The sequence below is a fragment of the Algoriphagus hitonicola genome (assembly GCF_900113375.1).
In the GTDB taxonomy this organism is placed as follows: Bacteria; Bacteroidota; Bacteroidia; order Cytophagales; family Cyclobacteriaceae; genus Algoriphagus; species Algoriphagus hitonicola.
On the sequence record NZ_FOPC01000005.1, the window covers coordinates 164,456 to 177,091 of the forward strand.

Genomic DNA, 12,636 nt, shown 5'->3' on the forward strand with positions numbered 1-12,636 from the left:
CTGATTTGAAGTTTTTATTAGCAAATTGTTTCCAATTTTAAGCTTTTGTGAATCTTATATCCAATGTTAATTTTTAACATCTAAGCCCCCTATGCGCGACCTAGTTTTGATCAGAATTTCAACCTGTTCTAAACTATGAGACCAAAAACCTTTACAAAATCATTCGTCTTAATTCTGGCTTTGATGGCCAGTTTGACGATCCACAGTAAAACCTTCGCACAGGCAGTCAATGCTACGGTGTCAGGAAAAGTAATTGACGAAGCGGGAGAGCCCCTTATCGGAGCACAGATCCTCGTAAAAAACGAACTGACGGGTTTTACCGCCTCTACCGTGACTGCTTTGACCGGAAATTATGTGATTTCACAGATTCCACTTGGCACAAACTATTCCCTCAGTGTTTCCTATTTAGGCTATAATTCCAAGTCGATTACCGGAATAGCGCTAAACCAAGGAGATAACTTAAAATTTGATATCGAACTCCGGGAAGAAGCTCAGGAACTCACAGAAGTAAGTGTGATGGCAAATTCCCTCACCAATAGTATTGACCGATTGGGGAGCTCCACGGCTATCACGGCAAAGGATATGACCACCCTTCCGGTAAATGGTCGGAATTTTAGCTCGTTAGTCAATCTTTCGCCAGTATCAAACGGAAATAACCTTTTGGGTCAATTGTTTTCCTCTACTAACTATACCATAGATGGAATGACAAACCGAAGCCCACTTTCTAGTGGATCTACCAACAGAGGTCCATTTTCGATCTCGATGGAAGCTATTCGTGAGTTTGAGGTATCGACCAATGATTATGATGTGACCAATGGCCGAAGTGGTGGTGGAATCATCAGTGCCGTGACCAAGACTGGAACCAATGAAACACAAGGTTCGGCATTCGTTTTCAACCGAGCGGATTGGTTGGCCAGTAAATACGATACCCGTGGGAATGTACGTGAGGATGAATTTTCCATCTTACAATACGGGATGACTTTGGGAGGTGCGATTATCAAAAACAAGCTTCATTACTTTGTCGCTTACGATGGTCAGCGTGACGCAAGGCCGCTTTTTATCGCGGACATCCGTACTCCAGAGGACGAAACCCGCTATAATTTGTCGCAGGAATCGTTGGAGAGATATATGCAGATTTCACGCTCCAAATACGGCGTATCAGAGTCCCAGCAGACGGGAAGTTTTGATCGGGCGAGATATTCTCACACTGCTTTTGCTCGATTGGATTATCAGATCAATTCAAAAAATTTATTATCAGTCAGAAACAACTTTTCTTGGGATTTGAATAGTCAGGGAGTTTCTGATAACTCTCGAATCAATCTTTATGAAGTCTATGGCGATCACCTTTCAAAAGCAAACAGCTTATTGGCTTCACTTCGGACTGTGGTTTCGGAGAATGTAACCAACGAATTGAAAATCCAATATCTGTATACCTTAGACGATGGTCGACCAAGCAGTCAATTGCCAAGCGAAAATATCCCAAGAGCGATAGTAGAGCGGGTAGAATCCTCCGTCAATGATAGAAATGTCAATACGACCATACAGCTTGGTGGGCAGCGATATCTGCCTGAGCGATTCGAATCCCATGTATACCAGTTGGTGAATAACCTTTATTACAGCAGAGGAAAAACCAATTATGTCTTTGGAATGGACTTATTGTTAAATAACCTCACCTCCTTGGCTACCAGTGAATTCAATGGACGGTTTTATTTTACCGGTTTGGATAATTTTGATAATCTGACCCCCTACCGATATGCACGGGAAGTAGCCCTGACAGACCCAACGGTAAACCAAAAGGTTTTTGGTGGAGGTATTTATGGTCAAGCCGATACGGATCTCGGTAATGGGATGAATTTGATCGTAGGCCTTAGAGGAGATTATACTACCTACAAAAATGCCCCAAATTTCAACCAAACGGTTTTGGATGAATTAGGTCTCAGAACCGATGTGAAAACCGGAGGATTTCAAATTCAGCCAAGATTTCAATTTACCTGGGATATCAATGAACGGCAGCGTGACATTCTTAGGGTAGGGGCTGGCGTATTTGGCTCGGCATTGAACAATTATACCGATGTCAACAACCTTCAGTTTGATGGTACAAAAATAGTAGCTGTCGATATTACGGGAGAAAATGTCCCGACTCCTGATTTTAACTCTTATCGAAACAACCCAACTACAGCTCCGGGTGTTGACCTTTTAAATAATCCTGCGATTTCACCAGTGACTACGATCAATATGAACAGTGCCGATCTTAAAGTCCCAACGGTGCACAAGGGGAATGTGATGTACAGCAGGATTATTAATAACCGATTACGTGTGGGCGCTAATTTTATAGCCTCTTTTGCACGGAATAACTACATGTATGTCGACAGAAACATGGTAGATGATCCGTATTTCAGATTGGCAAATGAAGGAAATAGAGGCGTGTTTGTGCCAGCCGAAACGATTAGCACAACCAATGGAAATGCGGATTGGACACAAGGCCGAAAGACAACAGAGCTAGGAAGAGTTTTGGAATTGGTAAGCGAAGGAAGAAACAACACGTACACCATGATTTTGGACGCTACCTATCGCTACTTCAAAGATGGGGAAGTGACATTTAGCTATACCTGGAATGACTCCAAAGACAATACCTCTTTCAACGGAAACGTAGCCAATTCCGCCACTTTGTTTCAAGCAGTGGTAGATGATCCTAGGGACCTTTCAAGAATGACCTACTCCAATGGTCAATATAGAAACAAAGTCGTGTTATACGGTACCCTTCCTTCTTACAAGGGATTCACCCTAGGTGTAAGATATTCAGGATTGGGTGGTACCCGCTATTCCCTCGTGGTGAATGGAAATGTTAACGGGGATTTTGTCAATTCAAATGATCTCGCTTTTGTCTTCGATCCAAATACTCCCGGATTGTCCGAAACCATCAGAGAGGAAATGCAGCAAGTTCTTTCCAATTCCGACAACCTCGCCATGGATTATATCCAAAATAGCTTGGGGCAAATCGCCACTCGAAACGGTGGAGAAAATGGTTTTTATGGAAACTGGGATCTCAGACTTGCCAAAAAACTGTTTTTCGGAAGCGCCAAAAAATCCGGTATCGAATTGGGAGCGGATATATTTAATGTCGCAAACCTGCTAGATCGCGAATGGGGAACAAATAAAATTCTTAGAAATCAAACCTTGATGACGATCCGCAATTTTGATCCTCAAACCCAACAATACATCTATGAAATCAATCCGAATGTAGGAGTGGTTAACCCAGGAGGAACTCCATATCAAATTCAGATTTCAGGAAGAGTGTTTTTCTAATTGAGTTTAAAGTAGAGTTTGGTTTTGCAGAACTTACCAAACTCTACTTTCACCCATTTCACCAACATAAAATTATGATTTTCAAAAAATTACTTCTAGTCAGTACTCTCTTCATCCTCGGGTATTCGGCATATTCCCAAGAAAGACCAGCGAATCACGTGGTCTTAATTTCAATTGATGGCTTTAGACCGGACTTTTATTTGGACAAATCCTGGCCTGCTCCTAACCTTCAGGAAATGGCGAGTGAAGGAGTGAGAGCCTTAGGGGTGACAGGTGTTTTTCCTTCGGTGACTTATCCCTCTCATACCACCATTATTACTGGCCGTAAACCAAAAGACCATGGGATTTATTACAATTCGCCCTTCGAACCAGAAGGCCAAACGGGAAGATGGTATTGGGAAACCGAGAAAATCCAAGTACCGACGCTTTGGGATGCGGTCCGTAAAGAAGGATTAAAAAGTGCCAGTTTTATCTGGCCAGTTTCCGTAGGAGCTCCAATTGATTATAACCTACCCGAGTTTTGGAGTTTGGAGCAGGGTTTTGGACGGATAGAGCCCATGCGAGAAATGGAAAATCCAAAAGGCTTGCTTGCAGAAATGGAAGAAGAAGTCCTTGGAAAGCTCAATGAACGCACTTTTAATGGAGATTATCTCAATAGAGAGGATCGAATCGGGGAAATGGCCGGATACATTCTGGAAACTTATAAGCCTAATTTGATTACGTTACATTTGATTGCCACGGATCACTTTCAGCATGAAGAGGGAAGAGACGGTCCGATGGTCCGAAAATCACTCGCGGCCACCGATCGTGCCATTGGAAAAATCGTCGAAGCTGCTCAACGTGCCGGGATTTTGGAGCAGACTACCTTTGTGATTACAGGAGATCATGGATTTGTCAATATTCATAGCTCACTCTCTCCAAATGTATGGTTGGTGGAAGCTGGATTAATGGAAAATGCCAAAGACCGTGGAGAATGGAAGGCTACTTTTCACACCAGTGGAGCCTCTGCATTTCTTCATTTAGATGACCCCGAGGATACTGAGTCATTGGAAAAAGTGGAACAAATTCTCGATCAGTTACCCGACTCCTACAAAAAGCTTTTCCGAGTGGTCAATCGACAAGAACTCGATGAAATCGGTGCTGATCCCAATGCAGCCCTTGCTTTGGCGCCGATTCAAGGAATTTCCTTTTCCTCTTCTGCTAATGGACCCGCTTTGAAGCCGGCCAGTGGAGGGACTCACGGTTTCTTTCCTGATTTTGATGAAATCGAAACGGGCTTTATTTCCTGGGGAGCAGGAGTCAAAAGTGATGTGGAAATCCAACAAATGGGATTGGTGGATGTAGCATCGGTCGTCAATTACCTCCTGGATTTAAAGATGGATTTGCCCGAGAGTACGTTTTATCCGGGGATAATGAAATAGAAGTGATGAATTTTGCAAAGCCCGAGATTTTTCTTGGGCTTTTTTACGCTTTTTGCCTAGTTCGGCCACTTAGTTTTGGCCGTCCAACCAACTCATCTTTTAGCACCTTGGAGACAGTTTGTCTAGTCAGCCCAGTCAAATCCGCGATGTCTTGATAAGTAATCAGACTCATCAGGTGGTGATTAATTCCCTGAGCATCCGAAATGGTTTCTTGAAAATGAGGAAGAATTCTTTTCACTTTTTCTATCGCATCCAGACTCCTGACCGCAAAAAGCCGATCTTCTGCCCGACACCATCTACTGACCACCTGATAATTAAACCATTCACCTATTTCAGGTATTTCGAGGATGATTTTCTTGAAGAAACTATGATCGTAAGCTCTAAGTCTTGCAGAAGTGAGAGTTTTGGAAAATTCCGAAAATTGCCCGTTGAGGTATTGTAGATTACCGAAAAAATCCCCCGGCTTGAGAATATCATAACATACCTCGTCTCCTTCAGGGGAATAGGCTCCGATTTTTACTGATCCTTGAACAATCTCATAAATAGGAGTGATTCGTTGGGGTGGTTGGTAAAGAAAAACCCCTTTATCCATCTCCAACTCACTTACTTGGTTTCCCAAATGAGCATAATTTTTATTCCCTAGAATTTCAAAAGGAAGATTCTTCATGAGTGGATATTTTAATTAAATTTCCTTATTCCGCAGGGAAGATTCAATCCATTCATAAAGCTTAACGAGTTCTTAATTTTGGATTTATATGGGATTAATATGTCTTGGAGAAAAGCATTGTTTGTGCTGATTTTTATTAGTTTGATGCTTGGACTTTTTATCTTTTCTGATCTGAAAGTTGGACTTCAAAAACATGGAGAATAATTGGATAATTCCCTACAGAATGTGAGCTAGGAGCAGGATTTCTTGGTTTTGAAAAAGGAGAAAAAGTAAAGCAGCGTGGAATAGGACAGTTGAAGTATTTATTTTAGTTTAACTTTTTAAAAAGTTTACTTATGTTTATACACTTTAAGACCATTGAAAATTAATTTGTTATGAAAGTCAGATTTTTACTTCCCTTCCTAGTCTTATTAGCATCTTGCAGTACAGAAAAGACCCAATCCGAAGGACCTGCCGACCAAATCACCGTTTCTTTGGATACCGTTTTGGTGGATTCGGGCGATGAGTTCCTTTTTCTTAAGGATAATCTGTTTATGGCCGAACTTAGCCCTGATAAGAGCTATTTGATTAATTTTAATCGGCAGGATGTGGGTGCCGAGCGGATTGATTTGAATAATCTAAAGTTGGATCAGATCATTCCGCTGGAAAAAGATGGGCCAAATGGCATTCCTCAATATGTTTCTTCCTTTCTGATTACCCCGGAGGAAAATATCTTTATCTGGAATTACCGATTTTACAAAATTTTTGATCAGCAGGGTCAATTGGTCGAGGATTTGGAATTGGAAAAGCTTGCCCCCGAGCTTTTGGAAAGTTCCGAAATTTACCCGAGTAAGTTTTTTCAGGATCCAAAAAATCCTTCCCGGCTAGTTGGGCTGTTTATTAAATGGGAAGAGAATAGCTATTTTATGCTTGATTTTGATCTGGAGTCAGGCGAATACACTGAGATTCCAATCCCCGGTTTGGATAAAACTTCCGATTACCGTGTGGATATTGTGTATGACGGAAATATGGCAGGAAGTTATGGTCCGGGAGTTTATTCATTGCTTGCAGGAAATAAAATACTTATTTCTTCTAATACGTTTAATGAAGTTCAGATGCTCGAAATGGGTGCAGACAGTCTTTCAGTGAAAAGTTGGGATACGCCGCTTTTGGGAGCAAAACGAGCTTATCTGCCTCCCAAACAGGCAGATGGAAAAACCGGCGAAATAGAAGAGGTGGTCAAAAAAGCTGATTCGGATTTTACTTATGGTCCCTTCACATGGGATTCGGAAAACAATCGATTTTACCGGTTTTCGTACAAAAGTTATTTTGAAGAGGAAAAAGACGAATATGGAAGATACATCGCCACTCGTTCGGATGTTTTTCTTAGCGTTTTTGATGAAGATTTAGAACTCATCGCAGAGGCACTTATTCCGGAATTGACCCAAAAACCAAAGAAGCATTTTGTCAAAGACGGCAAAATTTGGATTTATGAAAACATGGACGATGAGTTGGCCTTCGTGCGGGTCGAAGTAGCTTTTTAAGCTGATCTAACTCACCTAAAATTCAAACTGAAAACTGTTCGTCTTCCGGGTTCTGATTCCACGGTCAGACTTCCGCGATGTAAATTCATGATCTGTCTGGAAATCGCCAATCCGATACCTGATCCGGTTTTCTTTGTCGTGTAAAAGGGGACAAAAATCCGCTCCAAGGCCTCGGGTACGATGCCCGAGCCATTGTCCTCTATCTGAATCAAACTTCCCAAATCTCCTTGGCCGATGGCCCGGATTTTAATCTGTCGATCGGCCTGATTAAGTAGGGATTCGGAAGAGTTTTTCAATAAATTGATCAAGATCATTGTGATCTGATCGGCATCGCAGTGGATTTCCAGATTTTCGGGATTGATTTCCTTTTGGACAAAAATCTCTTTGGATTTCAAATCTTCCCGCATCAGATTACAGACGTTTTCAATCAGGCTTGGTACAGAAACCAGCTCTTTTTTGGGTTGGGGAATGTTGGTATAGTCCCGATAGGCATTCACAAAATTGACCAATCCTTTGCTGCGATTCGCGATCGTGTCTAGCCCTTCCTGAATATCCTGAAAACCTTCTTTTTTGATCAGAAATCCTTCTTGCTGCACATAGCTGTCTTCATCGATGATGGTTCTGAGGCTTTCGACCAAACTGGAAATCGGGGTGATCGAATTCATGATTTCATGTCGTAGCACCTTGGTCAGGTTTTGCCATGCTTCCAATTCATTGGATTGTAGTTCGGCGTTGATATTTTGAAAGGAAAGCAAAGTCCAGCTTTGACCGCCCATTTTTAGAGAAGTACTTTGGATGATCAGGGTGATGGAGGGATTGACTTTGAAGGATAGCCGTTGACTCGGCTTCATTTCTGTCACTTCTTTCAAAAGATCGGGCGAAAGCCTTCCCAAGTCACTGATATTTCGAAACTGAGGAATTTGAAGCAAATGCTTGGCGGCATTGTTGATTACGCCAATTTTTCCTTCGGAATTAAAAGAAATGATACCCGTATTGATGTGCTGAATGATCACCTGAAGGAAAAGCATCTGCTCCTCTTTTTCGGCGCGAGTTTGCTTAAATACCTCCATTACTTCGTTAAAGGCTTTGTTGACTTCGCGAAAGGAAGTTCCCATTTTACTGTCTGAGGTAAAGGAGGAAGAGAAATCCGCAAATCGGATAGAATCCAGAAAGCGAGCCAGTTTTTGATTGATTGAATTGACGAAATAGACCATTTCACCAGCCATGACCAAAACTGCAAATCCTAAAAGCAAAGGGGCGAGAACCAAGCCTTGGTTGAGAAAAAGCCAAACTGCCAAGAAAAGCAGTGCGGTGATAGCCAAAATTCTTAAGGATATCCCAACCGAAAATTTCCTATAAACCATATTTTTCCAATCTACGGTAAAGAGAGGATCGTGTCAATCCCAATTCCTCAGCAGCGCGGGTAATGTGTCCGTTATGTTTCTGAAGCGCTTTGCGAATCAGGATTCGCTCTACATCTTCGATGTTGAGATGCTCTAGACTGACATTTTCTTCTGACTTTTCAGGTTGTCCCATTTTTTGAAGAAAAAGGTCTTCGGGCTGAAGAATATTGTGGTTGGACATAATGACCGCACGCTCAATGCTGTGTTGCAGTTCGCGGATATTTCCGGGCCAATGGTACTTGCTCATTCGCTTGACTAGGGGATCAGAGGCTTTTCGGATATCCTTATTGTACTTTTTGGCATAGTAAGAGATAAAGTGATCCGCAAGCAAAGGAATGTCTTCTACCCGTTCGCGAAGCGGAGGCAAGGTGATTTCTATGGTATTGATCCGATAAAGTAAATCTTGTCTGAACGTGTTGTCATAAACCATGTTATAAATCGGCATATTGGTTGCCGAGATTAGGCGGATATTGACATCCACTGCCCGATTGGCCCCCACCCGGGTGACTTGGCGATTTTGCAGCGCAGCCAAAAGTTTGGACTGAAGCGCCAGAGGAAGGTTTCCGATTTCATCCAAAAAAAGTGTGCCCTTATGTGCCTGCTCAAATCTTCCTGCGCGATCTTCTTTGGCGTCGGTAAATGATCCTTTTTTATGACCGAAAAGTTCGGATTCAAATAGGGTCGAGGTAATTGATCCTAAGTCCACTCCGACAAAGGCTTCCCGATTTCTACGCGAATTGCGGTGAATTGCCCGGGCCACCAATTCCTTTCCCGTTCCATTTTCACCCAAAATCAATACATTGGCATCTGTGGTCGCCACGCGCTCGATTGTCTCAAAGACTTTTTGCATCGAAGGACTCTGTCCGATGATATCTTTGAATTTATCGTCCATGTCCTGATGCAGGGTGGCTTTTTGATCTTTGAGCAAATTGACCTCGAGTTTTTTCTGTCTGAGCTGAAGGGCTGAATTTAGCGTAGCCAATAGGCGTTCGTTTTCCCAGGGCTTCAGTACAAAATCCGTCGCGCCTTCTTTGATCGCTCGCACGGCGAGATTGACGTCTCCATAGGCCGTGATCAAAACCACCACTGCCGAAGGATCCAATTCCAATATCCGATCCAGCCAATAAAAACCTTCCTGACCCGAACTCAGATCTTTGGTAAAGTTCATGTCAAGTAGGATCACGTCATAATTTTCATTGTGGGTGAGGATCGGAAGCAAATCCGGATTGGTCTCCGTATCCACCTGGGCAAAATGCCGCTTGAGAAAAATCTTTGCTGCTTTTAGCAAATCCTCATTATCATCGACAATCAGGATTTTTCCAATTCGTTGCTCATTCATCAGGATTCGGATTTAGTATTATTGGTTTTGATCGGATATTCAGTGTTCCAAAAGTTTGCCGACTTTTTTGGCCTGCGTATTTTTTTCAAAAAGTGCCATTTTCGGACAAGATTGGCGGATTTTGAACAGTTAGTCCAAAGGTAGTGACTGTTCACTTCATTCCAGTCTTGAGGCACTTTTGTTCGCTGGCGGACGAAAATGTTCGAGAATTGATTTCGTATTTTCCTTTAAAAGGGGAATTAAGCGGATTTTGAGCCACTTTTTTGCTGGCACAGCCTTTGGCAACTAGAGGGCAAGCCCAAAAGGGTGAATGAATCATGGATAGAAAAATCGAAAAGAAAACGTGGACTCCCAAAAGAATAGCTGCGATCCTAGGAGGGGCAATTTTGATCGGGGGAATAATTTACCAGTTGGGCTTTGCTGATCATCGATCTACAATGAATGTAGAAAAAGATCGCCTAAGCATTGGCACTGTCCAAATGGGTGAGTTTACAGATTATATTTTGGTCTCTGGACAGATCGAGCCCGCCCGCACCGTTTATCTGGATGCGATCGAAGGGGGTGTGGTCAATCAGGTGATCCGGGAATCCGGCGCTTTGGTTGATCGGGGGGATACGATCCTCATTCTGGCCAACTCCAACTTGCAGCTTGATGTCATGCAGCGGGAAACAATGCTCTACGAGCAGATTAATAATCTCCGCCAAACTCGCTTGTTATTGGATCAAAATGACTTGAATCAACAAGGGCAATTGGCCGAAATAGATTATCAAATTAGTTTACTGGAACCTCAATATGAGCGATTCAAAGAACTCCATGAAAAGAAGCTGGTTTCCGATCGGGAATTTGAAGAGGTCAAGGAGCAATACGATTACAACCTGAAACGCAAAAAACTCACCTATGCTTCGTATAGAAATGATTCGATAGCTCGCTCGCTTCAGCTGAATCAATTGCGAATGTCCGAAAATAGGATGCAGGCATCGTTGACTGGGGTGGGAAATATTTTGGATAACCTGGTGATCACTGCTCCGATAGGGGGGCAATTGGCCACTCCCGAACAGCTGGAAATCGGACAGGCCATCAATCCTGGACAGCGCTATGGACAGATTGACGTCTTGGATGAGTTTAAAGTCCGAGTGCCGGTAGATGAACTTTATCTTCCTAGAATTAGCCTGGGACTGAACGGGAAGTTTTCCCTGAGCGGTCAAGAATACGAACTCGAAATCAACAAAATCTATCCGACGATCACCAATGGGCGATTTGAGGTAGACATGGTATTTACCGGAGAGCGACCTCAGGGAATCCGGAGGGGACAAAGTGTCCGGATCCGACTTCAGCTCGGTCAGAGTGAACAGAGTTTATTGCTTCCCACAGGAGGATTCTTCAAGGATACCGGCGGAAACTGGGTATTTGTGCTCAATACCTCTGGAAATGCCGAGAAACGAACGATCCGCTTAGGCCGAAAAAATCCAGAATTCTATGAGGTATTAGAAGGTCTCGTCGAAGGTGAAAAAGTCATCATCAGCGGATATGAGAATTTCGGGGATAATGAGGTGCTGGAGATGAGGTAAATAATTAGAGGGAAGACAGAAGACGGGAGACAGAAGACGGGAGACGGAAGATCGAAGAGGGCCCCTGAGATAAATTGAGCTTATAAAAATAGGGTTTAGAAAAGTTGAAATGATTAAATTATAGTATTCATAATCAAATATTTAATCCTATGAGCTTCAAATTTGAAAACTCTTAATCTGGCAAAAAGCAATGGATCTTGCTGAAGAAATCCATTTGCTTTCAAAGAAATTTCCCAAAGAGGAATTCTACAATCTTACTGGTCAATCAAATCGATCAGCTGATTCTATTGCTCTTAATATTGCTGAAGGATCGATTTCTCAGACAAATCCTGAACAACATCGGTTTTTGGGATACGCCATAAGGTCCATCGCTGAATTAGTCACTTGCCTGTATAAGGCCAAAAGGAGAAAGTATATTACTCAGGAAGAATTTGATATAAATTACAAAGAGTGCTTTGACCTGATGAATATGACCATTGGATTTAAAAAGAACATGAACTAACGGAATCAATAGGATTTCAAAATTGAATAAAAATTAAGCTGATAATAATCTTAAAATAAGGCTGGAACTGCTAGAACCCTTCGGTCTTCGGTCTCCTGTCTTCAATCTCTACATTATGGAAAACGTAATCAAAACAGTAAACCTTCGTAAGTTATACACTACGGAGGAGGTTGAAACCACCGCACTGGATGGAATTCAAATTGAAATCAAGAAAGGCGAATTCGTCGCTATTATGGGACCTTCGGGTTGTGGTAAATCCACCTTGCTCAATATTATCGGGCTACTGGACAATCCTGATGAAGGACAATATTTCTTCCTCGGACAGGAAGTGGCGCAATACTCTGAAAGACAGCGCTCCTCACTCAGAAAAGGAAACATCGGATTTGTCTTTCAAAGCTTTAACCTCATCGACGAACTTACAGTATTCGAAAATGTGGAGCTGCCCTTGCTGTACCTCAAAATTCCTGCAGATGAGCGAAAAAGACGAGTCGAGGAAGTCTTGACCCGGATGAATATCATGCATCGTCGAAACCACTTTCCACAGCAGCTTTCCGGTGGTCAGCAGCAGCGGGTAGCCATCGCGCGGGCTATTGTCGCAAAACCTTCCGTGATCCTGGCCGATGAGCCAACAGGTAATCTGGACTCTAAAAATGGGGAAGAGGTGATGCGGCTTTTGGAGGAATTAAACAATGAGGGAACGACGATCGTGATGGTGACTCACTCCCCGCACGATGCCAACTATGCCCATCGAATCATCAATCTCTTCGATGGAAAAGTAGTGACCGAGAATATCCGGGAGCAGTTTCACGTCTAATTTGAGCTTGAAGACCGAAGACCGGAGACGGAAGAAGACCATAAGCTTTTTTTGTCTCCACTTTAAAAAAAGCAATAACGGAACTCATGGGAG

The 12,636-nt window shown here is 42.7% G+C and carries 9 protein-coding genes; 6 read left to right on the forward strand and 3 right to left on the reverse strand.

Annotated elements, in window-relative coordinates:
• Nucleotides 1-135: 135 nt before the first annotated feature.
• Entirely contained in the window at nt 136-3,306 is a 3,171-nt protein-coding gene (locus BM043_RS08575) for a TonB-dependent receptor (protein WP_092790744.1), read from the forward strand.
• Nucleotides 3,307-3,380: 74 nt separating this feature from the next.
• Nucleotides 3,381-4,727 carry an alkaline phosphatase family protein gene (locus BM043_RS08580; protein ID WP_092790746.1) on the forward strand — a complete coding sequence of 449 codons (1,347 nt, stop codon included), beginning with the start codon at nt 3,381-3,383 and terminating at the stop codon, nt 4,725-4,727.
• A gap of 43 nt (nt 4,728-4,770) precedes the next feature.
• Here BM043_RS08580 and BM043_RS08585 read toward each other — a convergent pair whose 3' ends face one another.
• Nucleotides 4,771-5,394 (reverse strand): Crp/Fnr family transcriptional regulator, encoded by a 624-nt coding sequence (locus tag BM043_RS08585; RefSeq protein WP_092790748.1) that lies wholly within the window; start codon nt 5,392-5,394, stop codon nt 4,771-4,773.
• 374 nt (nt 5,395-5,768) lie between these two features.
• On the opposite strand from BM043_RS08585, the gene BM043_RS08590 reads away from it, so the two are divergent.
• Nucleotides 5,769-6,917 carry a DUF4221 family protein gene (locus BM043_RS08590; RefSeq protein ID WP_092790750.1) on the forward strand — a complete coding sequence of 383 codons (1,149 nt, stop codon included), beginning with the start codon at nt 5,769-5,771 and terminating at the stop codon, nt 6,915-6,917.
• 11 nt (nt 6,918-6,928) lie between these two features.
• Here the strand turns inward: BM043_RS08590 and BM043_RS08595 are convergent, their stop codons facing one another.
• Entirely contained in the window at nt 6,929-8,281 is a 1,353-nt protein-coding gene (locus BM043_RS08595; protein WP_092790752.1) for a sensor histidine kinase, read from the reverse strand.
• On the reverse strand, nt 8,271-9,659 hold the full coding sequence (locus tag BM043_RS08600; RefSeq protein WP_092790754.1) for a sigma-54-dependent transcriptional regulator: 1,389 nt from the start codon (nt 9,657-9,659) through the stop codon (nt 8,271-8,273). The genes BM043_RS08595 and BM043_RS08600 overlap by 11 nt, the downstream gene beginning before the upstream one ends.
• 317 nt (nt 9,660-9,976) lie before the next feature.
• Here BM043_RS08600 and BM043_RS08605 point away from each other — a divergent pair, with 317 nt between their 5' ends.
• The 3 genes from BM043_RS08605 to BM043_RS08615 all read left to right on the forward strand — a co-directional run bounded on the left by BM043_RS08605 (nt 9,977) and on the right by BM043_RS08615 (nt 12,543).
• The gene (locus BM043_RS08605) at nt 9,977-11,227 is read left to right on the forward strand and encodes an efflux RND transporter periplasmic adaptor subunit (RefSeq protein ID WP_092790756.1); all 1,251 of its coding nucleotides are present in this window, start codon (nt 9,977-9,979) and stop codon (nt 11,225-11,227) included.
• 190 nt (nt 11,228-11,417) lie between these two features.
• On the forward strand, nt 11,418-11,729 hold the full coding sequence (locus BM043_RS08610) for a four helix bundle protein (protein ID WP_143189499.1): 312 nt from the start codon (nt 11,418-11,420) through the stop codon (nt 11,727-11,729).
• Nucleotides 11,730-11,844: 115 nt separating this feature from the next.
• Nucleotides 11,845-12,543 carry an ABC transporter ATP-binding protein gene (locus tag BM043_RS08615; RefSeq protein ID WP_092790758.1) on the forward strand — a complete coding sequence of 233 codons (699 nt, stop codon included), beginning with the start codon at nt 11,845-11,847 and terminating at the stop codon, nt 12,541-12,543.
• Nucleotides 12,544-12,636: the final 93 nt, after the last annotated feature.